The organism is Paenibacillus sp. V4I3 (genome assembly GCF_030817215.1).
Lineage (GTDB): Bacteria > Bacillota > Bacilli > Paenibacillales > NBRC-103111 > Paenibacillus_E.
This window is the reverse complement of sequence record NZ_JAUSZA010000001.1, coordinates 2153090-2179424: the sequence shown is the minus strand read 5'-3', so window position 1 is coordinate 2179424 and position 26335 is coordinate 2153090. Positions and strand designations below refer to the sequence as shown.

Genomic DNA, 26335 nt, shown 5'->3' with positions numbered 1-26335 from the left:
ATTATCATTCTAAGCAGACTCATGATTTTGATAATCATTCTCAGTTATGGAAGGGCTATTATGCGTAAATTATTCTTACAAATTCATCTTTGGGTAAGTTTACTTCTAGGCTTATTCATTGTTGTCATCTGTACGACAGGCAGTCTGCTTGTCATTGAAAATGATGTAGAGAAATGGATACATCCACAGCTTTATCAGCCTACGCCAGGTCATGCCTCATTACTCGACGTTCAGCAGGGTGTGGAGCAAGCTTTTCCAGGGTTCAAAATGGATCGAATCGAGCTTCCGACAGAAGATGGTCTTTATCATGTAAGACTAACCAAAGACGCGAATGGCAAAGCTTCGACTCAAAATGTTTACGTTGATCCAGGTTCCGCCCATGTACTTGGGCCTGTAGGACCTAGTAGAAATATTTTCTTTACGAAGGTTCTACAAATACACCGTTATTTACTTGCTCAGGATGTACTTGGTAAAGCTAATGCTTCCATTGTCGCCGGCTTCATGGGTATCGGTCTCATCATCATTCTAGTCACAGGTGCTTATCTATGGTGGCCCGGCCTTCGCAAATTCGCTCTTGGTTTCCGAATTATTCGAAACAAAGGTAAGCTTGCCCTCAATCTTGGTCTACATAAAACAGTCGGTATAGTAACCATTCCGTTCCTTCTCGTATTCGCCCTCACAGGCACGGCTTATCAACTTGATAAATATGTGTTTGGATGGTTGGGGATGTCGACCAAAACCGAAGCAGCTGCCTCTTGGAGCAAAACCACAAACATGAACGGTTCACCGCTTTCTCTTGACACCATCGTTCAAAATACGCAAGAACGGTTTCCTAACCTTAAGCTGGTCCGAGTCCAACTACCCACAAAGTCTGATCAAACATATCAGTTAGCGATGAAAGAAGGTTACAGTCCGAGTGGCTCCAGCAATGTTACCGTCTATGAAGACCCCTACACGGGTGAAATTTTAGGTAAAACTAATCCAAATGCTCCAATGGCGTTTTACAGCGCTTGGAAAAGAGGTTTGCATTTCGCAACTTGGGGTGGTGAATCTGTAATAATCGCGAGCTTCCTTATGGGCATGATGCCCTTGTTCCTCATGATTACAGGGTTGGTCATTTGGCAATTCAAAGCTAGAGCGCGCCGCAGAAGTAAAAGCTCTTCCCGCATCAAAGAATCTCCTCCAACAACAATGATTCCTTTGATCAGCTCTGCCGAATAAAACATACATGAACACCCCAGGCATAGCTTCACGTAAAAGTGAAGTATGCCTGGGGTGTTTATCTTGGGTGCTTATGTACATTTCTATTCTTTTAACTCTTACTAATCCCTTTTAATATCGTTGTTCTTTGAATCGTTGTTCCGATCACTCCAACTCCAAGGGAAAACGGTGCTTCTATCATTTTCTGATTTCGGTTTCTGCGATGGCTTAGCAGATGGCTTATCCGTCGGTTTGCTTGAGCTTGTTGGCTTACTGGAGGGCTTTACAGTAGGTTTTGGCGTTGATGTCGCTCTAGGCTTTGAGGATGATTCTTTCTTAGAATCATCCTCATTGTCATCATTCGAACGGTTCGGCTTTGGCGTTGATTTGTTGTCATTATTACGATCGTTGCCATTTCTATCGTTCTTGTCGTTCTTATCATTCTTATTATTATTGTCATTCTTGTCGTTCTTGTCGTTCTTGTCATTCTTCGAAGACGGTGTTGGTGTTGGTTTCACCGTAGCCTTGCCATTATTACCGTTCTTACCATTGTTATTTTTATCGTTCTTATCATTTTTATCGTTATTCTTGTCATTGGCCGATTTCTCGTCCTGAATTTGTTGAATTTTCTCGCTGAGCTTTCCGGATTTTTCATCTGCGATTAACCTTTGCAGAGACGATTTATCGATCGGCTTATCCGGCTTTACCAGTTTATCAATCCCGCCGTTATCCTTCGCGAGTTGATGAATTGACACCGTTTTGATGTCATCGAGAGATACTTTCGCACCATTGTCTACCGCATTCAAATATATCGCGTACTTCCCTGCCGATACACCGCTGGCCTTCGCCTCTTGTCTTACTTCTTGCGGGGCGGCGAACGCAGTCACTTCATAATTTTTAATTTGATCCGGATGGGTCTGCTCTATATGCTTACTGACCTGAGCTTTCAGCTTTGTAGCAATCGCCTGATCATTCACATCCGTTTTTTGTTCTACAATCGTTGAGCTGATGATGATATCTGCTTCACCTCTAGCAAGTGCTCCCTGCTCGGCTTTGTCTAAAATATCGGATGTGACAGCTTCTAACGACTTGCCCTTATAGACTAACGTTTGAATTAAGTCATTGCCATCTGAATTTAACCCAATTAAATCCTGAACTACTTCATCATTATCAATTCCTATTTCTACACTAGGATTGATATCTATGGTTACGTAGGCAACCACTTGGCCGCCTGGAACGGTTCCTGTCAACGTTGATACTAAGACAAAGCATAGTACGATTGCCGCCGCCAGTCCCGATGCAATAGCCATTTGCGGTACACGCATACGCCGCTTCACAGGTGCGTATAGTATCTCTTCCCCAACTTCACAATTCCGCGTTCCCCTCGGAAGCTTATCGAACCGACCCTCTGGATTCATGACAATAATGGAGCTGTCGCTTAATTCCATTACGATTCCCTTGTTCATGCGCTGTTCTTCCTTTCTTTATGCTTTCCTCATTCTCGAATATGTAAATAATCTCGCAAGTAAGGGTAGGGTCCGTTAAAGATGAGAGCTATCGCAATCAAATACTTACGGTTTCGCTCCAATGTTTTTCTGGAAACCTGAACTTGCTCCAGCAGCTCTTTAATCGGCAGCTGCCGTTTCGTCAGAAGAGTACGCATAAGCTCTGCATCCTGTGCTAGCGTGCGGCCGATACCGAACAGCATTTGCCTGGAATCGTCGTGTTTAGGGGATGCTTCTGTCAATTCAGAGAAATCGATATCAAAATCACTTAAACATCGGCTAAAATCAATAATTTCACTTCGCCGTTCTTCAAGTCCCTTTTGCTTTTCATAAGCTTCGATAGCTTGATGAACCTCAATTGGATTGAGTAGGTTATCTTCATCATCTTCTTGATCGAACGAGCTGTAAGGAATCTGTCCTTTGAAACGTTGTTCTTTACGTAAGAAATCAATTAATCTCCTCCGCATGACCGTTTCTGCGAAGCCTAGGAAAGACCTTCCCATAACGGAAGAATACTGATTAATTGCTTCATTAAACGCTGCTAAAGCGATACTGAATTCGTCATCTCGTGCGGGGTCGATATATCGCTTGCAGAACCTACTTGTAACTTTAGCCACATAGGGCTGGTAGTCAGCAATAAATTGATTCCTAAGTCGTAGGTCTCCTGCTTGAATTTGATGTATGGTAACCTCAAGGGAAGAGGCATGCGGTTCACTTTGTCCCTGGGATTCCTTCTTTCCAAGAAACTTTTTGAATAGTACCAGTAGCACCGTTCCACCTCACAGTATAGTAGTTTCGTCCCTATGTATAACAATTCGGGGGGTACAATTGCATGTAATCTGAAATAAAAAGTAAATTTATTATACCATAGATGTCCAATTGGGCACCTAATGGCAAATAAAACCTAAAGTACGGTTTCAATTTAACATTGAATCCTTTACAATTAAGGGATGGGAGGTGTTTCATTTGGAACCCGGCAATCACTTTGGTAAGTTTCTCGAGACGTTACGAGGTAAATTGTCCTTGCGTAAAGTTGCAAGTAAAAGCGGCTTGTCTCATGCCTATATTAGGGATCTAGAGCTCGGACGTAATCGTACCACGAATGATGTCATCAAGCCATCCCCTGACACCTTGAGAAAGCTATCACAAGCATACCAATACCCTTACACAGATTTACTCATAAAAGCAGGATATTTAGAAGAAGCCTCGTCTTCGCAAACTTCTTTTCAAATCCATTTAGATAATGTATGGTATGTTGAGTTTGGTATTAAATCGATACAATATGTTTCGCCTGATGGCATCATGGAAGAGAACGTTGAATCTCTTGTGGCGTTCACGAGTTTCATAGAAGCATTAACGGATCACCATTTTGTGAAATTGGACATGCATCTTTTCGTCAATCTGAACAAAATAAAAAAGTATGCCCCCTCAGAAGGCAAACTTTATTTTAATGATTATGAAGAAGGTCCTAGTGTCACCATTGCCGCTATGCCGCAAAAGAAATATCACCAGACTCTTCTTGAATGTGAGGCTCGCAATACAGGGTTTGTTGTGGAAGCTGAATCTAGCCCCCGGCATTCATCTTTGAAAGCCAAGTTCCTTACCTAGCATGACATAGATGAAGAGAACAGTTGCCATACCTAGCATTTGGATCGGCATCAGCGCGCTTAGCACGCTATCCGGATAGGAATGACGGTATGTGATTCCAATAATAACAACAACAATAAAGAGATAGAAACCAGCATTTTCTCTAGTCAGCGGTATTCTTGTATAATTTGATAGAAAAGTAAATCCGAGCCGTTGTTTATGAATGGCAAGAAGTATGCCGCATTTCGCCATAACGGTCAAAAGTAATATCAAATTAGTCGTTAACGAGTCATCCTTGATATCTGTATAAGCAGCGAGATCGGTTAAATCACAACAAAAGAGGACAATCGTAGATACGATGACCGACAGAATATACCCGGATAATGCTATGATTAAAGTCGGTACAAGGCTAAATTTCCAAACCATCATAAGCAGTGTACAAATAATACAAACGTATAATAAAGGCCAATTGTCGAAATAAGCAACCATCGTTCCTGCGAGTGCAGCGAGCGTTATTTGTATCCAATACGGTTTCACTCTTTGTCTGAATAGTAATAATGCGAATAAAATCATAGGTACAAAATCAATACAGGTTAGGATAAATTTCACCGATGTAAACAACTACACGTTCCCTCATTTCTATGCCTGCTCTTAAGCGGCCTACCTATTTGAATCCACACCTAGAACTATACAAGATAACCGTTCTTTTGCCTTCAAAGTGGACTAAGTTGGCTGTTTCTGAGCATAAGTTGACAGGATGCATAGGGCCCATGGGTGAGAGGATTGGAGTGCGATGAACGTATGGGACACCGTTTCACAGTGGCCATCGTGGAAGATAACTATTGGGCAGGTAAATTACTCGAAAGCTATAGCCAACAATGCGGGTTAAGAGTCATCTCAATCGTTTCTGAAGGCGAACAATTTATACAATTATACGATCAGCTTCAGCCTGACATTTTGCTAGTGGACATTGGATTGGAAGGGAATTTAGATGGCATCACGATGGTACAATCCTTGCGAAGCGCTGGATATCAGCAAAAAGTCATTATGGTTAGCGGAACGACGAATATTGACCATGTTTTAACGAGCTTTCATGATCTAGGATCCCTCTACTTTCTATCCAAGCCAGTGATGCTGCCAAAGTTTCAAGCGGCTATTCGGAAGGCCATTGCGGAGATTCAACTAGAACGCAGTCAATTAGTACAAGCACCGAAGCCTAGAACTACAACGTGGATTACTGTCAAAAATCAAAAATCAGAGCTGCCGATATCCGAAGACTCCATTCTCTTCATTGAGAAAGAAGATAAGCGTTTGACCAGAATCCATCTCATGAATGGAGCACATATGGAATCCAGTACGAATTTAACGGATATACTGGCCCAGAGCTCCCCTCATATGTTCAGTCCATTCAAAGGTTTTCTAGTCAATTTGCGCCATGTGGTATCGTATGTGAAAGAAAGTGGATTTCCCACTTCGAGAAGATTTCTAATTCATTTGAATCATACGCCTGTTAAGGTTCCACTAAGCAGGAATTTACAGAAGGATTTTGCGAAGCTTCTGCTTGAACTTCAATAAATAATAAAAAAATAGCCACCCCTTTTCAGCTAGGAACAACGGGTGGCTTTATCAAGGAAACCTCTACGAATGCTTGGAGGTTTTTTTGTTTTTCAGTTTATCCCGGCGTACACTCAGCATTTTCAATCGTTTCTTAAGCTGATCTTCCCATTCATTATCGCCAATAGATTTCGCGACCCCAAGCAGATCAAGGGCCATATCAATTTGACTGCGTACTATATCTAAAGGCTCTTCGCCCTCATGGTTGACACAATTATCATGCAATAGATGATCCTTACCATCTACATATTCCGTAAAATCAACCTCAGGAGCACCGTCTCCGTGAGCATATTCCGCTAGTATTTCGTATTCGTTCTCCACCAGATAGTGAACTTCAATGCGATGACAGACCGGGCAAAAAAGAATGGGCACATTGTGAATTTGTGTACGAATGTGCTTCAAGGTACCTTTCGTTCCAATCATACTGGCTCCACAACAAAAACTCATGAAAAACCCTCCCTTAGAGCTTTCCGTTAGGAAAGCTTGCATCGTAAGCATAAACTTCTTAACCCGGATTAGTCCAATATATTCGCCAGAAAAGTTTGAAATTCCTTTTTTTTAGGACAGCTAGATTTTAACAATCTACGCATATTTTTCTTTGGAAAAGCGAATGCTTTTAGAGTGATAAGGTAGTAAATAGCATTAGAAAAGAGGAATTCACCTTGAAGGCATTACCTACCGCAGGGTTCGAGGTTCCCGATCGGTATAACAAGGACATACTCCATCTTATGATCGTGGATGCACATTCGCTCTATGTTTATTGGGAAATTAGCGATAGGCGGAGATGGCTTGTTTCTCAGCATTTTGAATGCGACTATGCATCAATGCCCAAAGTGATACGTTTGTACGATGTTACCAGCTTATATTTCAATGGCAGTAATGCACATGGATACTGGGATGTAACAACGACGTCTGAAGCTAACAATTGGTATCTTCATCATCTAGGTGCAGGCCGTACCTACCTTGTAGATATTGGCACTTACACCTGGGAGCGCGAGTTCATTCCTCTTCTTCGTTCCAATAGCGTCGTCACACCTAACGATACCGAAACCAAATGGGGAGAACCGATGCAAACGGTTGTACTAGAAGCCCATGCCGAACGTGTCTATAATCGAATCAAACCATATTTTTTTGAAAATATACAAGCCTACTCTCCCTATGTGAGGTGACGTTATCTCTTGATCAATCGCATCAAACCGAAGCCAGAGCTCAAGGGATATTTGGTTCTCATGCTGCATGCTCATCTTCCCTATATTCGTCATCAGGATCAGAATGACAATTTGGAAGAACAATGGTTCTACGAAGCCATGACGGAAACGTATTTACCCCTAATTGAAGTCATGAATCGTCTAACAAGTGATAAGATAGATTTCCGCTTGACCTTCTCCATAACTCCGACTATCTTGTCCCTGTTTAGCAAACCATACTGGCAAGACAAATATCACGCTTACCTTAGTAAGCTTATTGGGCTAGCAGATAAGGAACGGGTTCGGTTACAAAACAAGCCTTCTCTCCTCCCTCTGGCCGCACATTATGCAGAACGATTCCGTGATCTTCTTACGCTATATGAAAGCTGCAAAGGAAATGTCATTGCGACATTCAAACACTATCAAGATTTAGGCCGTATTGAAATTGTTACATCGGCCGCTACGCATGGATTTCTTCCTCTAATGAAAACAGAAGAGGCAATAAAAGCACAGATTATGACGGCTGTTCGGGATTATGAACGTTATTTCGATCAAAAGCCTCGCGGCATCTGGTTACCTGAATGTGGCTATACGCCTGGTATTGATCGCATTTTGAAGCAGGCTGGGATCCAATATTTCTTCACTGATTCCACAGCAGTCGCTTTCGCTTCACCGCAGCCGGCTCGAGACTTGGCTGCTCCGCTCATGACCCCCTATGGGGTAACTGCCTTTCCTCTGGATCCGGATTCCACCAGTCAAGTAAGGAGTGCCGAAAACGGCTACCCAGAAGACTTCAACTACCGTGAATACTACAGCGACATTGATCCGGCAACAGGGTTTAAATATTACCGCAACACAGGCAAAGGCAGCCACAAGGAGCCTTATCAACCAGAGCGGGCCCTAGAAAAAGCAGCTGAACATGCGGATCATTTCCTGGCAAATCGCCAGAAGCAGGCTGCTCACTGGGAACGCTGGCTGGATCGCAAACCCGTCATCGTATCACCATATGATGCGGAGCTATTTGGACATTGGTGGTATGAAGGTCCGAACTTTCTTGAGCTGCTTTGCCGCAAAATGTTTCTTGATCAGCAAACGATTAAGATGATTACACCTAGTGAATATCTAGAGGAATATCCACTAGCCGCTGTCGGAAATTTGAACGAATCTAGTTGGGGACGTAATCACTCCGCCGAAATATGGCTGCAGGGACATAACGACTGGATTTATCGTCATCTGCATCAAGCCGAAGAACGTATGATCGAGCTCGCAACAAAACATCAGCATCTCTCTCGCCATGGTAAATTAAGCGCCAGTGTTCTGAAACGGGCTTTGAATCAAGCTGCAAGAGAATTCATGCTAGCTCAAAGCAGTGATTGGGCGTTCATGATGGACGCACTGAGCGACGTCGACCATGCCATTCGCCGAACGAAGGATCATCTAGGCTGCTTCCACCATCTTTGCGATCAGGTGGATCGGGAACAGGTTGACGAGGTACTATTTACCGATTTAGAGGAGAAAGACAACTGCTTTCCAGATATCCAATTTCAAGATTACGTAAGCATACAGCAGCTCTCCCCTATCCCTATTATTCCAAGCTTGAAGGAATGGGAAACATTACTGGAGGAAACTAAACACTGTCCGAACGTATTCATGCTTGCTTGGGAATACCCGCCCAAACATGTCGGCGGCTTATCTAGAGCAGTCCATGAGCTATCAGAAGCTCTTGTCGCTCGCGAAGAGATCGTACATATCATCACAACCTCCTACGATGGTGCGCCGAGTTTTGAGAAGATGAATGGCGTTTATGTACATAGACTCCCTGTTAACCATTCCGGTGATACTCACTTTTACCACTGGACGTTCGAAATGAATCTTGCCATGACTGATCATCTTGTTAGATGGAAAGAAAATGGCGGGCGAATCGACCTTTTGCATGCGCATGATTGGATGGTTGCTCATACAGCAAGAGAAATAAAGGCAAGCTACAGCATCCCTTTAATAGCCACGATTCACGCTACAGAATGGGGCAGAAATCAAGGAAATCTATACTCCGACCTGCAGCGTAAGATTCATCATTTGGAGTGGCAGCTGACTTATGAGGCTAATCGTGTTTTTGTCTGCAGCTCTTATATGAAAGAGGAAGTAGGACGTATATTTAATCTTCCATCCGATAAAGTGAGTGTACATCCGAATGGAATTCGGATTCAAAAACCAAACATAGAGACGATGAATCGACCTGATTTCGTGGCAAAGCAAGACAAGGTCATTTTCTTCATTGGAAGGCTTGTTTATGAAAAAGGCATTCAAATCCTGCTGGAAGCTCTGCCGAAAATCATTTCACAAGTCCCGCAGGCTAAGCTCATTATCGCTGGCTCTGGGCCTATGGAAAGTGAGCTTCGCTCCCAGGCAGCCTTTTTAGGAGATCGCGTCTTGTTTACCGGCTTTGTTGATGATGCTTATCGCACTCAGCTTTATCAATCTACAGATGTTTGTGTGATTCCGAGCTTGTACGAGCCCTTCGGTATCGTAGCGCTGGAAGCCATGGCCCACCGGAAACCTCTGGTCCTCTCCGATACAGGCGGTTTAGCTGAAATCATTAGGCATGGTGTGGACGGCTATAAGGCTCTCCCAGGTCATGTCGATTCATTAGCTTGGCACATTACGGATATGCTGCTGCAGCCAAAGCAGGCTGCCAAGATGGCTGATAGCGCCTACCAACTGCTTCAACAGCACTACCAATGGAGCCATATCGCTCAAAATATCCAGAATGAGTACCAGAAGCTTACCCACTATCAACCTGCCATACAGGTTAAAGCAACCCCTCAAGGTGAAGTATTTGGTGAGAAATCATACAAATAGCTGATTGACGTTCACTTTACCTACAACAATTACGGGAAAACCAAGTTTTCTACGAAAACTCAGAGCTAATGCTTACGATGCTAGTTTTGCTAAAGCAAAACTCTAAGGAGGTACCACAATGAAGGCTGTCATTATGGCCGGAGGCAAAGGAACGCGGCTTCGTCCCCTTACTTGTCATCTCCCCAAGCCCATGGTGCCTCTTCTCGGTAGGCCCTGCATGGCCTATATCATTGAATTGCTCCAAAATCACGGCATTCATGACATAGCAATCACTATGCAATATAAACCTGAAGTGATACGCGACTATTTTGGCAGCGGACAAGCTTTTGGCGTTAATCTCCATTATTTTGAAGAAACAAGTCCCCTAGGTACAGCTGGGAGTGTCAAACATGCGCACGAGTTTCTCGACGATACTTTTATTGTTATCAGCGGGGATGCATTAACTGATTTTGATTTGAAGCAAGCACTCGCTTTTCACAAAGAAAAGCAAGCTAAAGCTACGTTAATCCTAACTCGTGTCAGCCATCCTTTGGAATATGGTGTTGTTATCACCAATAAAGAGGGGCAAATTACTCGTTTTCTAGAAAAACCAAGCTGGGGTGAAGTGTTCAGTGACACGGTAAATACAGGTATTTATATTTTGGAGCCTGAGATGCTGGAACGCATACCACTGGGGCAAGAATTTGATTTCAGTCAGCAGTTTTTCCCTGCCTTGCTCGAAGAAAACAAAGGGCTCTATGGATATATCAGCTCTGGATATTGGACGGATATTGGCAACCTGCAGCAATATCGTCAAACCCAGTTTGACATGCTCGATGGGAAAGTGAAGCTCGATATTCACGGAACACAGATCCGCCCCGGTGTCTACATCGCGGATGATGTAGAAACGAGTGCTACCGCCCGTGTGATCGGACCTGCTTTTATTGGGAAAGGGAGCAGGCTGGAAGACGAAGTAGAAATCGGCGAATACTGCATCATTGGGCAAAATAATCGACTCTCCAAAGGGAGCAAATTAACGCGAAGTGTGCTGTGGGACCATAACCATATTGCTGAGCACAACGAATTGGCCGGTTCCACACTGACTAGTCGGATTATTTGTAAAGAGGCATCCTATTTGGGGGATGGCTCGGTTGTCGGCAACCATGTGGTCATCGGTGCGAAAAGCCGCATTGAACCCAACGTTAAAATTTGGCCCCATAAACAAATTCGTGATAAGACACGGCTTCATACCTCCTATATTTGGGGAGATAACGCAACCAAAACGTTATTCAAGACAAGCGGTGTAAGTGGTATTCCTAATCTAGATTTAACACCGGAATTAGTCACTAAATTCGCCACAGCATATGGAGCAACTTTGGCCTCCGGCAAAACGCTCATGGTAAGCTGTGCTCCCCATACGTTCACTCGTTTATTAAAGCGTACACTGACAGCTAGTCTGCAGTCCGTCGGAACCCATGTCATCGATTTGGGGGATTGTTTTGCACCTGCGTCTACCTTTGCTATTCGTCATTTGGGTGCTGCCGGTGGAATCCATCTCGAATGGTCCGGCAAAGAGAACGATGTCTGCAGTCTTCTCTGTTTGGACGCTGAAGGACTGCCTATTCCGAAATCAGCAGAGCGTAAAGTGGAAAACAGCTTTTGGCAAGAAGATTATGGACGGGCCTCTATGAAGCAGATTGGCAGTTACAAAGAAGAAGTACACTGGTTGCAAACTTATATACATGCTTTGGCCCAAGAAATCGCATATGAACGTGATCATCAGTTTGCATCCCCTCTTCGCATCGTCATTGAAGCGAGTTCTTGGCTGCAGCCTTTCATTGTTCCATTTTTCGAAAAATTGGGGCTTGAAGCTATCCATGTTACATCTACAAGTATGCAGGACCCGCTTCATGTCTTTATCCCACTATCTGGTGCGAGTCTCGGTTTACGTGTTCACGATGATGGACGAACTATGCAGTTAATAACGGAAAAAGGCGTGCTCATAGACAGCGACTTACAAACCGTTTTCCTCTATCTTTGTTACCTGCACAGCCGTCCAGGAGCAACCATTGGTGCTCCCGTCAGTGCACCCCAGCTTCTAGAAAGCATGGCCGAGGGGCTTGGCGGGAAGATCGTTCGTACGAAGGAATGGTCACGAGCCATCATGGAAGCTACACAAGAAGCGAGGATTCATCCCTTGTTCGATTCTCTCTTTGCCATTGGCCTGGTGATTCTCCATTTGGAAAGAACCGGCATTCCGCTCTCGGATCTGCTTTCCTTGTTTCCAAGCTTTCATCTTCTTCGTGATCGTGTTGATTGTCCTTGGGATTCCAAAGGAGAGGTTATGCGGAGCATGATGGAACGGACGAAAGATGTACCTGCTGATCTAATCGATGGAATTAAGTTTTATCATGAGAATGGGTCGGTCCTGCTGCTGCCTGATGCCGATGATCCTGTCTTTCAGCTCGTAGCGCAATCGGCGGATCCTGAGCTTGCTGAGCGGCTTGTCCATTCCTATCGTGGACACATTCTAAACGCACTTGGGTAAGCATATTTATAGTATTGATGTATCCGATACGTGGTATCCGAAGTCTACGATGAAGGGGAGAGCGGCGTGAATATGATTCCAAGCGTTTCTAGACAGATCGCTTTTGTGCAGTATGACGATCAATCCTCGAGCATGACCGTGCAATATCATACCGGTTTCAAAGCATCTTATACCAATGTCAAACAGGATGAATACCTTTTGATATTTTCTTCGGTGAATCGGTACGATTCCTTAATGAGACTTACGGAAAACCGGTACATGGAAGGGCAAAATCCAACCAAGTAAAGGATATACATGTGATCTCCCCCTTTTAGATAAGGTGGAGATTTTTCGTTTGTATGGTGCATATGCTACAATGTTGCTCAAGATCCTTGCAGCTTATTTTCCATAACTACCCTGAGAAAAGGTGAGTCCGATACCTATCCAAGCACTCCCTGTTGATCCTATGGATCGGGATACACTTCATTTGCTAATCCAGTCCCCGACTGTTCTGTTTGCCTACTGGAAGCTCTCTGGAAGAAAAAAGAACATGGTACAGGAACATTTCGATACAGACTGGCAGGCGCTTCAGCCTACATTGCGATTTTATCATGTAACCGATCTACCAATAGATAGCCACCAAGCTGACAGTGTCTCAGAACTTCTACTTCCCCATGGAGAATCATGCTTTCTGAGCGGGTTTCACCCAGGCCAAAGTTACTTCGCGGATCTTGGCATTGTGAATGAACAGGGGCAGTTTCTCCCGCTTCTGCGTTCCAATACGATTCAGACTCCCCCCATAGATACAAATCAAGAATTTCCTTCTTACCAGATGAATGATCAACTAGTTACATACCGGCCTATTGCCGTTTCCTTTCAGCGAATGACGCCTGAAGCTAATGAGCATTTCTCTGCCTATTCGGTGTATTCACCGAAGACCGCATACTCAGCAGATACGGAATCTGGAGGCGATACTGATTGAGCACAAACACAAACGCCAACGCGAACACCAGCTCCAATGTACAAGGTTTCGTTGCCTTGCTTTTACATGCCCATATCCCCTATGTTCGACATGAGGAGGAGAACATCACCCTAGAAGAGCGATGGTTCTTCGAAGCCGTTGTCGATAGCTATCTTCCTTTGATCGAAATGATAGAACGGCTTCTTGAAGATGAAGTGCCCTTCCATCTCACATTGTCATTGTCCCCGACGCTGCTTGCCATGCTCGAGGATTCACGTTTAAAGATGAGGCTTCGCAGGCATCTGACCTCGCTGTGTGAACTGGCTCAGCGAGAAGTTATTCGTCTGTGGGGTCATGCCGACTTCGGTCCTACGGCGAAGCTCTATGCCGACCAGTATCATCGGCTTATGGCTTTGTACGATCGCCTTCGGGGCGATCTGATTGGTAAGTTCCGCAGCCTAAGAAGCACTGGCTGCTTAGAATTAATAACGTGCGGCGCGACGCATGCGTTCTTGCCACTAGTCAAGAACGACGCCGCGATACGCGCGCAGCTTGAAGCCGCCGTAACGGAATTCCGGCGGCATTTCGGGTCCGCTCCGACTGGCATCTGGCTGCCGGAGTGCGGCTATACGCCTGCGGTGGAGCCCCACTTGCAGGCACTTGGCCTTCGCTACTTCGTAGTGGACGCACATGCGCACGCGCAGGCTGTGGTAACGCCGCAGATGCAGGGCACAGCGGGGACGCCGCTGCGTACGCAAAGCGGCGCCTGCGCCTTTGCTCGGGACCTCGAAGCCGGCGCTCAGGTATGGAGCGCCGAAGTCGGGTACCCGAGCGATGCCAATTATCGCGAGTATTATCGCGATATCGGCTACGACCTCGGCCAAGACGGCGGGGCCGAATGGGAGTACTTGAAGCCCTATGTGCTGCCGGACGGCGCACGCATACATACGGGCTTCAAGTACTACAGCGTCACCGGCGCAGCCGCAGGTGACGCCAAAGCGCCCTACCACCCGGCGCGGGCCGCTCAGAAAGCTCAGCAGGATGCTGAGCATTTCGTCGCTAGCCGGGTGGCGCAGCTTCGCCGCCTCGCTGAGGAGCGCGAGGCGTTAGCTTTGGCCGCCGGCGACCGCGAAGCGCGGCCGGCGGAACCACCGGTCATCGTATGTCCATACGATGCCGAGCTGTTCGGGCACTGGTGGTACGAAGGCCACCAGTGGCTTGAGGCTGTGCTGCGCGGGCTCGCTGCCGCGCGCAGCCTTGAGGGCGTAGTCGTGGACACGACTACGTTAGGCGGCTATGCCGCCGCCCATGCGCCGACCACGGAAGCTAAGCTTCCCGTGTCGAGCTGGGGCCGCGGCGGCTACGCCGAGGTCTGGCTGCAGCCGCGCAGCCAGTGGGTACATCCGCTGCTGCACGCGGCGGAGGATCGTATGGTGCTTGCTGCGCAAAAGCACCTGAACCCCGAGCTGCTCACGAAGATGCAGCAGCGTGCACTGGACCAAGCCGCGAGAGAGCTTATGCTCGCGCAAAGCAGCGACTGGACGTTCATCCTAGATGCGGAAACGGTAACCACCTATGCGGCTAACCGCATAGAAACGCATTTATCCCATTTTCATAAATTACTTAACGGGCTAGAAGCAGCAGCTTCAGACAAAGAGCTGTCCGGATTCGTGTTTTCCTTAGAACGGAGATCCCCCTTTCTACCGGAGCTCCATTACCGTCTTTTCCAAACTAGCCCTTCAATAAGTTTAAATAGCTCTTTGGATAGTACTTCATTCAAATTCTCATCCGATGGCAAGTCCACACCTCTGCGTATTCTTATGGTCGCATGGGAATACCCGCCGCGTGTAATCGGTGGTCTCGCCAGAGCTGTTTACGACTTATCTAAGCATCTTGCTGCCTTCGGCCATGACGTTCATGTCATTACGTGTCTTGCTCCCGATTGCCTTCCCTATGAGCGGTCTGATGGGGTGCATATTCATCGTGTAGAGGTTCTCCAGTCCACTGGAGCCACTCACTTCTTGGATTGGGTCTTTCAAATGAATATGGCTTTCACCGATGCCATCCACCGCTTAACTTTACAAGGCATGCAATTCGATATCATTCATGCTCATGATTGGCTTGTCTTTTATGCAGCCAAAGAATCCAAAAATGCGCTTCAACTCCCGCTCCTTGCAACGATCCATGCTACCGAGTATGGCCGAAATCAAGGGAAGCTGGATACCCCGGTACAACAACGGATACATGCATTAGAAAATAAGTTAGCCGACGAAGCCGATCAGCTCGTTGTCTGCAGCCTTTATATGCAGGAAGAAGTCATTCGCCTATTTCATGTACCTATCCATAAAATGACTCATATACCTAATGGTGTTATTCCTTTTCGTGCATCAGCTAATTCCCTTGAAACTGTTAATCCGCTTCTTTCTAATGCTCTTTATAGTGGTGATGAACAGAATCGAATTATTGCCTTCCTCGGGAGGCTTGTTTATGAAAAGGGCGTGCATATCCTCATAGCCGCCATGAGGCTTGTTCTTAAACGTTACCCCGAAACTAAGCTGATTATCGCGGGTACAGGACCTGAGCTTGAAGCATTAGAGAGACTGGCTGCTCCGTTAAGTGACCGGGTCAGCTTTACAGGATTCCTAGATGAGGCCGACAAAAGTCAGCTTTTGCTTTCCGCGGAGCTTTGTGTAATTCCAAGCCTCTATGAGCCATTTGGTCTTGTAGCTTTGGAAGCAATGGCAAGCGGTACACCACTCATCGTATCGGATACGGGAGGTCTTGCTGAGATTGTCGATCATGGCATTAACGGTTGCAAAGTGCCCCCGGGCGATGCAAATGCACTAGCTTTTCAGATTGCCCAATTTTTAGAAAAGCCTGACGACGCAACCGAACTCGCTGCGGCCGCTTTGAGCAGAGTCAGCGAGACCTTTCATTGGGACCAAATCAGCACGTTGACAACGGAAGCTTATGAAAAATTGATTCTCCTTCACCAACAGAGATCAGGTATATTCCCCAACCAGAAGGAAATAATGAAATAATATGGATAACTATGCCAGTATGTAAGCGTGACCAGTGGGAATTTTCAGATTTTTTTCAAACAATCATTGATTCCTTGGTAATAATTAGGTAACCTATTGGCAAGCCCTGTGCTACTATGTCCTAGTTACTAGCGAAACGAGGACGCGATATCCCAAGCTGGATACCTCAAGGACGGGTTCTGAATCGCGCGATCAAACAAAAGAGTGGGGAAGTGATTTTATTGCCTAGACATCTGGTCATCGGAAACGGAAAATTTCTTATTAACCTCGATCAGCATTCCTACATGCGAGATCTGTATTATCCTTTCGTAGGCCAGCTTAACCATATTGGCGGTTATCAATGCCGTGTTGGTATATGGGTGGATGGTTCCTTCGCCTGGCTGAATGCCCCTGAATGGCAATTTAAACTTGCCTATGTGGAGGATTCGCTCGTCACCGAAGTGACAGCTACGCATCCCGGTCTTGGTGTCACTCTGCTCATGAATGACGGGGTTCATCAGCGCGAGGATATTTACCTCAAACGCATCCAAATTACGAATCACAATAGTACCGTTCGCGAAATAAGGATGTTCTTCAATCAAGACTTGCTCATTAATGAGACAGAAGTTGGGGATACAGCCGCATACTATCCAGCGAATAATACGGTATTCCATTATAAGAAAGACAGATATTTTATGTTTAACGGCAGTACAGGAACCGATGGCATTTATCAATACTCTACAGGTGTCAAAAGGTTTTATAATGCCGAGGGAACTTGGCGCGACGCGGAAGATGGGCATTTGATGGGCAATGCCATTGCTCAAGGCTCTGTCGATAGTACCATTTCTTTTCGACTCTTCGTACCACCGAATGCTAACCAAACGCTCTATTATTGGATGGGTGCTGGCAAAACGCTGGAGGAAGTCAAGAAGCTCGATGCCTATGTCAAAGACAGCCACCCCAGTAAACTCCTTGACCGCGTAACCGTGTACTGGCAAAGATGGGCAAACAAAATTGAGCGCGATTACGGCGATCTGCCGCTCGAAGTCCAACGACTTTTCAAACAAAGTCTACTGCTAGTTAGGACCCAAACGGATGTAAACGGCGCGATCATTGCTGCGAACGATTCCGATATTATGCAAAGCAACCGCGATCATTACAGTTATATGTGGCCTCGAGACGGTGCTTTAATTGCTTATTCCATGTCCATGGCTGGCTACCAAGGAATGATTATTCCTTTCTTTAACTTCTGTGCGAATGTGCTGTCACCCGAAGGTTACTTGCATCATAAATACAATCCGGACGGCACCGTAGGCTCCAGTTGGCATCCATACATTCATTCCGGACGGGTACAGCTTCCTATTCAAGAAGATGAGACTGCCCTTGTGTTATACGCCCTTTGGCAGGATTTCCAGAAAAATGGAAGCCTCGAATTCGCCCAATCCCTCTATCGCAATCTCATTCGCAGAGCGGCCAGATTCATGTCCACTTACATTGATCAGGAATTGAACCTGCCGAAGCCAAGTTATGATCTGTGGGAAGAACGTTACGGTATATTTACGTTTACAGCTTCAGCGGTTTATGGCGGACTTATTGCCGCTTCCAACTTCAGCAACCTGTTCGGGGATGAAGAGCGAAGCAATCGTTACAAGCATACAGCGGAGAAAATCAAATCCGGTATCCTCAAGCATCTGTGGGACGAGGGAGAACAAAGATTCGTTCGCGGCTTGTACATGGAAGATGGCGAATGGGTGAAAGATATGACGCTCGAAAGCTCCGTTTACGGTATCTTTGAATTCGGCGTTCTGCCTGCTGACGATGATCGTGTGGTGAGCACGATGAAAGCCAACAAAGCTGGACTCATGATCAAAACCGAAGTTGGAGGTTCCGCTCGTTATCATCACGACTATTACTTCCAACGCTCCACGGATATTGAGAACGTGCCAGGTAATCCTTGGATCATCTGTACATTGTGGATAGCCGAATGGGAAATCGAGTATGCCAAGACACTGGCGGATCTCGAAGCACCGCGCCAAACGCTTGAATGGGTCGTCAAACACGCAATGGAAAGCGGCGTTCTATCGGAACAATTAGATCCTTTCACAGGTGAACCGGTATCCGTTGCTCCACTTACTTGGTCGCACGCCACTTATGTGCTGACCGTCGTGAAGTACTTGAACAAATATAAACAGCTTACCAAGTGAAAAAAGCTTTAACGTATTTTAACCTCCCATGGATTTGAACACTTGTTCATTCCGGGAGGTTTTTTTCATTTCATTTTGAGAACAGAGAGATGAGTGTCTATTTTACCTCTATAGCGGATCAGAGACGGCTTGAACCGCAGGATGATCTGATTAGTCGTCTTCTCCGCGCGAAGGCAGATGGTGAACAATTAAGCGATCTGGAAGTGATCGGCTTCTGCATCCTGCTGCTTGTTGCAGGAAATGAAACCACAACGAACCTAATTGCCTCGGCACTGCTCCTCATCGATAGCCATCCAGATGTCAAAGAGCAGCTTTTAGCGGATCGCTCCTTGGTTCCACAGGCTCTTGAGGAAGTTCTTCGTTATTGTTCACCTGTTCAAACGATGATTTGAACCGTAAAAAAGACAACGGTTCTACGCGGGCAAACTCTAACTCCCGGACAAATGGTCAACATCTGGATTGGCTCGGCCAATCATGACGAAGACATATTCGAGCGCCCGGACATCTTCGACATCCACCGGAATCCCAATCCCCATCTTGCTTTTGGTCACGGAATTCACTTCTGCTTAGGAGCGCAATTAGCTCGTTTGGAAAGTAAAATTGCTATTCAAACGCTGCTTCATCGATTCCCAGAGTTCCACCTCGATCGCTCCCATGTGTTGGAGAGGATCGACAGTTGGGTGATGTTTGGAATCAAACAGATGCCTATTATTTTGCGGAAATCATAGAAGTTGTGTACAGAGCCCTTAGTCATTCAGCGGGCGTTTGAAGTACGCAATCACTTTGCCTCCAGCTGGAACGACGAATACAAGTTCCCATCCATACCGCCCCCAATGGCCCAGCGCATCGTCCAAATTCCAGCTGTATAGCTGACCGTCTGCTGCAGGCTTTAGTCCATCTCCGATTGAAGTATCTGTCGCGTACTCGAACCGCTGACTTGGGAAGGATTGTAATTGCGGCTGAGGCATTCGTTCCTCCCTTAAATCCCAGCGGATTCGGGTTGAAGCATCCGAGAGTGCGGCGATAATGGCTTCCCGATCCGTAACTTCAAGTGCCAGCAGTCGCGGTGCTCTTGGCATGAAGAACGAGCGGTGCGAATGATAGACCTGCAGCACCAACGTACCCACCTCTTCACCTTCCGCTGTCTTTACGACATACCAAACGCAGCGTTCCCGTTCTTCAGGCGGTCCCCAGTTCTCAATGGAATCCTTTAAGTTAAATCCGCCCCTGATGATGAAACCATCAGCGGTAAGCCGCTCTGCAACCGGCGCCATAAATTGTTGAATCCACGCGCCATAGGCGCGATCGCCGAACTTCTTGAACATCTCGGTCAGTTCATCCTTCTCCTCGTCGTAGACTGCTTTCCACGCATGGGATAAAATATCCCCGGCGGTACGGGCAATGGATTCAATAGTGGTCGTTTGCATGTTTATACGCTCCTCTTATCATTTAATCTAACAGTGATAAATAACAATATAATACCGTTAGATTAAACTGTTGTGCTATACTTGTCAAGAGATAAAATGGAAGGTGATCTGACATGGCAAGAAGACGAATTCATCCCTTAACGACAGATGAGGACACGAATCGGAGTGAGCCGCTTCACACGCCTCTCGATCGTGCCCGCATTGTCGGGATCATGCTGAAACTGCTTAAAGTCGAGGGCTTGGATGGCATCAGCATGCGCAAAATCGCCGACTCACTAGGCGTGAAAGCCTCATCTTTGTACTACCATGTGAAGGACAAAGAACAGCTGCTTCATCTCTTGGCAGAAGAGATCAGCACCAAGATTGATTTTCCCGATACCGCTTTGGATTGGAAAATGCAGCTGCGCCTGTGGTCGATGAGCTTCCGCCTAAGTCTGCTGCAATACCCAGACGCCGTGCACATCATGAACGCGACGCATGCGGCAAGCCCCAACCGTTTGGCACATATCGAATTTCTGTTTCGGGCGCTCGTCGAAGCTGGATTTAAGGATGTCCAAGTGCCGTGGCTTGCAGCCATGCTCAAGAACTTCATCTACGGCTTTGTCGAAGAAGAATGCCGATTGAGGGATCGCGCGAAGTTTTCGGAGGAAAACCAGGAAGAATCGGAGACAAGATACAAAGAGATTGAGGCATTACCCAAGGAGCGATATCCCCACTTTATCCGCCTAGCCGCTTATACGACTTCTGTGAACTGGGAGGATGAGTTTTCGTTCGGGTTGGATGTGCTGCTTGCTGGTTTCGTTGATAAGCTTGCAAGCGGCCAACACTAGATATTGAATACAAATGCGGCAGTTCCGGACGCGTAAAGTCCGGAACTGCCGCTTAACGTACAATTTGGGCAGCTTTGTTGGTTTTTTCACATTTCCTCCCTGTTGGACAGTTCATAGTTCTATCACCTATCATCATACCAAAAATTTTTATGGAAGCGTCTACCTTTTCAGCGATTGAAAAAAGGACGTAAGAACTCACTTCAGTGAGGCTTACGTCCTTCTTTTTCAGTCTTCCAGCGAAAACTCCTGTACATAAGTATCCTCTTCCAATAGCTGCTCCAGCTCAGAATCTTGACTCAACTGAATCGTAAATAGCCAGCCCTTATCATAAGGGGATTCCTGAACCAGCATCACCGCTCTTTCCAGCAGCCGATTGACTGATGTTATTTTACCGGATAAAGGGGCTAGCAGATCGTGTTCGTCATCCGCCGCAGTCTCAACAGAGCCAATGAATTCCCCTTTTCTCACATGAGTATCCTGATCTGGGAGCTCCATAAAAACAATCATACCCAGCTCGCTAATGCCGTACTCCGTTAATCCGACAATAGCTTTTTCCCCGTCCAGCCGAATCCAGTAGTGATCTCTTGTATATTTCAAATTCGTGGAAACAGTCATATCTGCTCTCCTTCATGAAGAAAAGCTCCCCTGCTCGCATTCGCATGCCAACCAGAGGAGCTTCTCTATGTATTCAAAAGCTTATTTTACAACCAGATTTTTGTCGCCTGGTTTCCAGTTCATTGGGCACAATCCGCCGGATTGAAGCGCTTGAAGCACACGAAGCGTTTCTTCTACGCTGCGGCCTACGTCGTTGTGGTTAACAACTTCGTATTTCAATTCGCCTTCTGGATCGATGATGAACAGACCGCGAAGCGCGATACCTTCTTCTTCGATCAGAACGCCGTAGTCACGAGCTACGGATTTCGTGATGTCAGCAGCAAGTGGGAATTCCAATTTGCCAAGACCATTATCGTTGATTGGCGTATTGATCCAAGCTTTGTGCGTGTGGATGCTGTCGATGGAAACACCAAGGATCTCAGTGTCCAATTCTTTGAATTGAGCAGCTGCATGACTAAGTGCTGTGATTTCTGTTGGACAAACGAATGTGAAGTCCAATGGGTAGAAGAATAATACTAACCATTTTCCTTTGTAATCAGACAAAGAAACTTTACCAAATTCTTTACCGTCACCTGTAGCGGTCTCCATTGTAAAATCTGGAGCTTGTTTACCAACTAAACGCTCTGCCATGGGTATGATTCCTCCTCAAATCTATCTTATTCGTATAAAATGGTAACATCCGACTAGATGAAAGTCAATAATTAGATCAGATACTACATAATAATTATTATAATATATGAAGTCCTGATGTACATGAACGATTTCGCTTCCCTAAGTACGTTTTTGGATGCCCTGCTCCTTCCCTAACCAAAAATTATGCGGAACTATTAAAGTCATTCGTTGTCCTTTTTTCACAACATCTGCATAAGCTCCTCCCACGAAGATTATACATAGGGTATTAGACTACTTCTGGAGGAGAGTGTCGGAATTGTCAAATGAGTTCGTTAGTCGTTCATTGGATGAGATACGATTCTGGTCACGAATTATGAAAGAGCATTCTTTATTTCTGAAGCTGGGATTTCGGTGTGAGGATACGCAATTAATCCAAGAAGCCGATCATTTTTATCATACTTTTGAACAAATAGAAGGCAAATCCCATTCATTTAACGAGTTAACTGATCCTGAACAAATCAAACGCTTTAACATGGAAGTACACTTAGCCGCAACCCATATATGGGCTTTTAAAAGAAGAGTTTTGGGTCTCATCATCCAATGTAAACTTCCAGGCGGTAACAATTTCCCTTTATTAGTTGATCATATCAGCAGAGAGGCCAATTATTTTAGAAATCGCTTAGAGGAATTGAATGCTGGTCGATTAGAACCTCTGCCCGATGCGATCATTGATGAAAATGTTTTCTTTTTGAGAATAATGGCTGACCATGCGAAGTTCATCGGACATCTCCTTGATCCGTCCGAACGACAACTAGTTGAACAAGCTCGAAACTTTAGTCAAGATTTTGACCAACTGCTCTTTCAAGCCATTGATTTAAGCGGAATGCGTCCTCAATCCCAAACGGAGCCGCTTCTCGACCAATTCCTTGATCAGAATCGGGTTTCTGTTGTTTCTCTCCGAGATTTCAAAAAAACAGCAAGGGAATTAATCGAAGCTTGTCGTATAAAAAGTATCATTCATCCTTTACTTGCTGACCATGTGTTTCGTGAGGCAGAACGATTCCTATTTATCATTGATATGTTTGAAGCAAGCCTAACAAGAAAAAAAGCTGCAAACTAGACTCACCAAATGTTTGCCTTATTATTTCTTCATTTCTACAAAAAAAGCTCGCCCTCCGAAGCCTCTACGGCCTCGTCTGGCAAGCTTTTTTTATTATTTACGCATAGCGTCTACGATCAGTTGGCCCATTGCAAGAGTACCGATAGCTTTGCTCTTGTCAACAGCGATGTCGCCTGTACGGTGACCCGCATCCAGCACTTCTTTCACCGCACGCTCGATGGAATCCGCTGCTTCGTGGTAACCGAATGTCAAACGGAACATCAAAGCAACGGAAAGGATTGTTGCGATTGGATTGGAGATACCTTGACCTGCAATATCCGGAGCGGAGCCATGTACCGGCTCGTACAAGCCGAAGCTGCCTTCGCCAAGAGAAGCGGATGCCAACATACCGATGGAACCTGTCAACATGGCTGCTTCATCACTCAGAATGTCGCCGAACATGTTTTCAGTCACGATGACATCGAAGCTGGACGGGCGGCGCAGCAATTGCATCGCACAGTTATCAACAAGCACGTGCTCTAGCTCAACATCCGGATAATCAACCGCAATGCGGTTCACGGTTTCGCGCCATAGACGGGAAGTTTCCAGAACGTTCGCTTTGTCTACAGAAGCAAGCTTCTTGCGACGCGTTTGTGCGATTTCAAACGCTTGACGAGCAATACGCTCGATTTCAGTAACATTATAAGCACAAGTATCGACAGCTTCTTGACCATTAGCTGTTTCACGACGGAATTTCTCACCGAAGTAGATCCCGCCAGTCAATTCACGAACTACGATCAAATCCGTTCCTTCCAGCACTTCAGGCTTCAACGTGGAAGCTTCTTTCAAGCAGTCAAAGATGAAAGCTGGACGAATGTTCGAGAACAGTCCAAGCGCTTTACGAATGCCGAGCAGGCCCGTTTCAGGACGAAGCTCTTTGGAGTTGTTATCCCATTTCGGTCCGCCAACAGCTCCTAGAAGTACTGCGTCTGCCGATTGGCAAACTTTCAACGTTTCTTCCGGAAGTGGCGTGCCTTTCTCATCAATCGCAATACCGCCGAACAAGGCATGCTCTGTTTCAAATTGATAACCGAACAATTCTTCGGTACGTTTTAATACTTTTTCCGCTTCTGCAACGACTTCTGGACCAATTCCGTCTCCAGCGATTACAGCGATTTTCTTCACATCTGCCATGACTGCCATTCACTCCTTAGATTAGTAAACCTGCTATTGAAAGCATTTACTATCGTTATATACTGCTAACATTGTATCATAAGTAGCCCCTCTTCTTTAGATATAAAAGCTATCGTATTTATAGGTATCACCTATAATCGAGAAAATAGAATCCCTCACTTGCATATTAGTAATTCACCCCCGCTTCTAACAAGGGCTCATACATCATGATGGCATGATTCTCAGTCACCCATTCATCACCAACGATTTCACCTTCCAAGTTCAGCACTCTGCGATGTATCTCATTGTGACGAACATAGCCGCCCCAGTATTCGCGCGTAATCCAATGTTTGTTCTCATAAATTTCATAGGTATGCATGGCTGGCCTAACAGCACGCCACTCCCCAACCAAATGAGTATCCGTGACCCGGATAACGAGTTGGAATTCCTCTGTTGTCTCATTAAGAATTTGCAAGTCTAAATAATTGTAGAAACAAGTTGCTCCACTTCCAAAAGGCTGACTTCTTCCCGTATCCGGAAATACGTCATAGCTGTGGCGATACCTTTCCGTTACGGTAAGTGGCGTATGCAGTGTCATCCAGTAGATTAAATTCGAAAGCTGGCATAACCCACCTCCGACACCTGCCTGTACCTGCCCATGAAAAAGCACCATACCGTCCAGATAACCTTTACGCCTGGTCGTGCTGCCAATTAACCGCCAATAGGAGAATGTTTCACCTGGCTTCACAATGACACCGTTTAACTGCTTGGCTGCTATCCTTAGATTAATCACTTTATTGTGCTGAAGCCACATATCTACATCCTTCAGCTGTCTAAGGAGTGGGGTTTTATGTGAAAATAGGAGATAAGGGAGAGGCTCCGCTTGCTTCGCTTTGGCATAGGTCTTCCCATCCAAATACCATTGAAGATACCTTTTAAGTCGATACACTTTTTTACCAAGAAATATTCTTGCTCGGCTTCGGTTGATTGGTTTAAGCAAAGAAAAGCCTCCTTCAACAACAGACAATTTCATCGATCTTTTTGAGCAAAAAGCCGCCAATGCCAGTAGTAGTTCAATAACTGGCTTAGCGGCTTTTAATAATCTTAGAGTTTTGAAATAACCATGGAAATGATAATACCAAAAACAGAAATCCAAAAGAAATAAGAATTAACGATCCTACCAACCAATGAATCTTGAAATTGAAAATGTTTCTTTTGATTATGTTCCATATTCAAATCAGTGACTGACCCGCTATTGCCACCCAAACCAGTTACACTAGTAAACCCCTGGCTCAATGCACCTTTTGCAATACAAGTTACAATAAGCAATAATAAAGAACCCATGAACAAATAATTGGAAATCTGTATCAACATGAAGTCACCAATCCTTTCCATCGTCCTCCTTTTATCATAATTTGAAATATATTCCATGTCAATGATCCGATGATTTTCTAGATGAAAAACGTCTTACTGAGAATCCCATCTCTATTGGTTTCTTCGGACGGATGATCACTTTTAGCGCGCCAACTTTACTGGTGCTTCTATGGGAATTCTACCCTGTGCAACTTCTAAGGAACTCTACACTTCTTGCCTCTTCTAAGAAACTCTACCCTGTGGTGACTTCCCGAAGCAGCAAGTTGTATTTTGTACAACAATTCACACGCCCAAAGGCTGTTGCACTTTTTACAACATCACTTAACAGCGAATATGGATTCATTCATCCAGTAACCTCAATTGAGCATAGTTAACTGATCCCGATTCAAGACCCTTAATGTAAAGCAAGATTGGATGAATGAATCGGAACGAATAACAAGCCGCCAAATCCCAGTGAAGATTTCTTGGGTTAGGCGGCTCTTTCTATTCTGTATTTCCAATATAGATCGCAAAAAAGCACCCCATGCCGATGATCTTGGACGACCAATTTGCATGAGGGTGC

The 26335-nt window shown here is 45.5% G+C and carries 22 protein-coding genes and 1 pseudogene; 13 read left to right on the top strand and 10 right to left on the bottom strand.

The annotated features are described in order from the left end of the window. Positions 1–60: 60 nt before the first annotated feature. A complete protein-coding gene (locus QFZ77_RS10175; protein WP_307439059.1) occupies positions 61–1221 on the top strand; it encodes a PepSY-associated TM helix domain-containing protein in 1161 nt (386 codons plus the stop codon). A 101-nt stretch (positions 1222–1322) separates the two neighbouring features. Here QFZ77_RS10175 and QFZ77_RS10170 read toward each other — a convergent pair whose 3' ends face one another. Beyond that, positions 1323–2666, bottom strand: a complete 1344-nt coding sequence (locus QFZ77_RS10170; protein ID WP_307439057.1) for an anti-sigma factor domain-containing protein — start codon at positions 2664–2666, stop codon at positions 1323–1325. 29 nt (positions 2667–2695) lie between these two features. Beyond that, entirely contained in the window at positions 2696–3475 is a 780-nt protein-coding gene (gene sigI / locus QFZ77_RS10165; RefSeq protein ID WP_171693012.1) for an RNA polymerase sigma factor SigI, read from the bottom strand. 196 nt (positions 3476–3671) lie between these two features. Here sigI and QFZ77_RS10160 point away from each other — a divergent pair, with 196 nt between their 5' ends. Continuing rightward, positions 3672–4313 carry a helix-turn-helix domain-containing protein gene (locus QFZ77_RS10160; RefSeq protein ID WP_307439051.1) on the top strand — a complete coding sequence of 214 codons (642 nt, stop codon included), beginning with the start codon at positions 3672–3674 and terminating at the stop codon, positions 4311–4313. Here the strand turns inward: QFZ77_RS10160 and QFZ77_RS10155 are convergent. Next, complete coding sequence (locus QFZ77_RS10155) at positions 4284–4913, bottom strand: hypothetical protein (RefSeq protein ID WP_307439049.1); 630 nt, start codon at positions 4911–4913, stop codon at positions 4284–4286. The two genes, QFZ77_RS10160 and QFZ77_RS10155, sit on opposite strands and share 30 nt — an antisense overlap. Positions 4914–5093: 180 nt before the next feature. Here QFZ77_RS10155 and QFZ77_RS10150 point away from each other — a divergent pair, with 180 nt between their 5' ends. Beyond that, positions 5094–5867, top strand: coding sequence for a LytR/AlgR family response regulator transcription factor (locus tag QFZ77_RS10150; RefSeq protein ID WP_307439047.1), 774 nt, complete (start codon positions 5094–5096; stop codon positions 5865–5867). A 63-nt stretch (positions 5868–5930) separates the two neighbouring features. On the opposite strand, the gene QFZ77_RS10145 is transcribed toward QFZ77_RS10150, so the two are convergent. After that, positions 5931–6353: a hypothetical protein gene (locus tag QFZ77_RS10145; protein ID WP_307439045.1), complete on the bottom strand. Its 423-nt coding sequence runs from the start codon at positions 6351–6353 to the stop codon at positions 5931–5933. A gap of 215 nt (positions 6354–6568) precedes the next feature. On the opposite strand from QFZ77_RS10145, the gene QFZ77_RS10140 reads away from it, so the two are divergent. From QFZ77_RS10140 to QFZ77_RS10105, 8 genes and pseudogenes are all read left to right on the top strand, one after another. After that, positions 6569–7075, top strand: a complete 507-nt coding sequence (locus QFZ77_RS10140; protein WP_307439043.1) for a DUF4912 domain-containing protein — start codon at positions 6569–6571, stop codon at positions 7073–7075. A 9-nt stretch (positions 7076–7084) separates the two neighbouring features. Continuing rightward, on the top strand, positions 7085–9952 hold the full coding sequence (locus tag QFZ77_RS10135; RefSeq protein ID WP_307439040.1) for a 1,4-alpha-glucan branching protein domain-containing protein: 2868 nt from the start codon (positions 7085–7087) through the stop codon (positions 9950–9952). A gap of 118 nt (positions 9953–10070) precedes the next feature. Next, positions 10071–12479, top strand: coding sequence for a sugar phosphate nucleotidyltransferase (locus QFZ77_RS10130; RefSeq protein WP_307439039.1), 2409 nt, complete (start codon positions 10071–10073; stop codon positions 12477–12479). 72 nt (positions 12480–12551) lie between these two features. Then, positions 12552–12764, top strand: a complete 213-nt coding sequence (locus QFZ77_RS10125) for a hypothetical protein (protein WP_052228876.1) — start codon at positions 12552–12554, stop codon at positions 12762–12764. A gap of 121 nt (positions 12765–12885) precedes the next feature. Further along, positions 12886–13440 (top strand): DUF4912 domain-containing protein, encoded by a 555-nt coding sequence (locus tag QFZ77_RS10120; RefSeq protein ID WP_307439037.1) that lies wholly within the window; start codon positions 12886–12888, stop codon positions 13438–13440. Then, on the top strand, positions 13437–16460 hold the full coding sequence (locus tag QFZ77_RS10115; RefSeq protein WP_307439035.1) for a 1,4-alpha-glucan branching protein domain-containing protein: 3024 nt from the start codon (positions 13437–13439) through the stop codon (positions 16458–16460). The genes QFZ77_RS10120 and QFZ77_RS10115 overlap by 4 nt, the downstream gene beginning before the upstream one ends. A 221-nt stretch (positions 16461–16681) precedes the next feature. After that, the gene (locus tag QFZ77_RS10110) at positions 16682–18643 is read left to right on the top strand and encodes a glycoside hydrolase family 15 protein (protein WP_307439033.1); all 1962 of its coding nucleotides are present in this window, start codon (positions 16682–16684) and stop codon (positions 18641–18643) included. An 89-nt stretch (positions 18644–18732) separates the two neighbouring features. After that, positions 18733–19371: pseudogene (locus QFZ77_RS10105) on the top strand (cytochrome P450). Positions 19372–19389: 18 nt separating this feature from the next. On the opposite strand, the gene QFZ77_RS10100 reads toward QFZ77_RS10105, so the two are convergent. After that, the gene (locus tag QFZ77_RS10100) at positions 19390–20070 is read right to left on the bottom strand and encodes a DUF6022 family protein (RefSeq protein WP_307439031.1); all 681 of its coding nucleotides are present in this window, start codon (positions 20068–20070) and stop codon (positions 19390–19392) included. Positions 20071–20183: 113 nt separating this feature from the next. On the opposite strand from QFZ77_RS10100, the gene QFZ77_RS10095 reads away from it, so the two are divergent. Beyond that, a complete protein-coding gene (locus QFZ77_RS10095) occupies positions 20184–20900 on the top strand; it encodes a TetR/AcrR family transcriptional regulator C-terminal domain-containing protein (protein WP_307439029.1) in 717 nt (238 codons plus the stop codon). 225 nt (positions 20901–21125) lie between these two features. Here QFZ77_RS10095 and QFZ77_RS10090 read toward each other — a convergent pair whose 3' ends face one another. Next, positions 21126–21515 (bottom strand): biotin/lipoyl attachment domain-containing protein, encoded by a 390-nt coding sequence (locus QFZ77_RS10090; protein ID WP_307439028.1) that lies wholly within the window; start codon positions 21513–21515, stop codon positions 21126–21128. A gap of 81 nt (positions 21516–21596) precedes the next feature. Continuing rightward, entirely contained in the window at positions 21597–22145 is a 549-nt protein-coding gene (locus QFZ77_RS10085; RefSeq protein WP_047681044.1) for a peroxiredoxin, read from the bottom strand. A gap of 298 nt (positions 22146–22443) precedes the next feature. Here QFZ77_RS10085 and QFZ77_RS10080 point away from each other — a divergent pair, with 298 nt between their 5' ends. Continuing rightward, on the top strand, positions 22444–23247 hold the full coding sequence (locus QFZ77_RS10080; RefSeq protein WP_307439023.1) for a DUF2935 domain-containing protein: 804 nt from the start codon (positions 22444–22446) through the stop codon (positions 23245–23247). Positions 23248–23340: 93 nt separating this feature from the next. Here QFZ77_RS10080 and leuB read toward each other — a convergent pair whose 3' ends face one another. From leuB to QFZ77_RS10065, 3 genes are all read right to left on the bottom strand, one after another. Beyond that, the gene (gene leuB / locus QFZ77_RS10075; protein ID WP_307439020.1) at positions 23341–24420 is read right to left on the bottom strand and encodes a 3-isopropylmalate dehydrogenase; all 1080 of its coding nucleotides are present in this window, start codon (positions 24418–24420) and stop codon (positions 23341–23343) included. Positions 24421–24586: 166 nt separating this feature from the next. Next, positions 24587–25432 (bottom strand): VanW family protein, encoded by an 846-nt coding sequence (locus QFZ77_RS10070; protein ID WP_307439018.1) that lies wholly within the window; start codon positions 25430–25432, stop codon positions 24587–24589. Between the two features lie 71 nt (positions 25433–25503). After that, positions 25504–25794, bottom strand: coding sequence for a hypothetical protein (locus tag QFZ77_RS10065; protein ID WP_307439015.1), 291 nt, complete (start codon positions 25792–25794; stop codon positions 25504–25506). Positions 25795–26335: the final 541 nt, after the last annotated feature.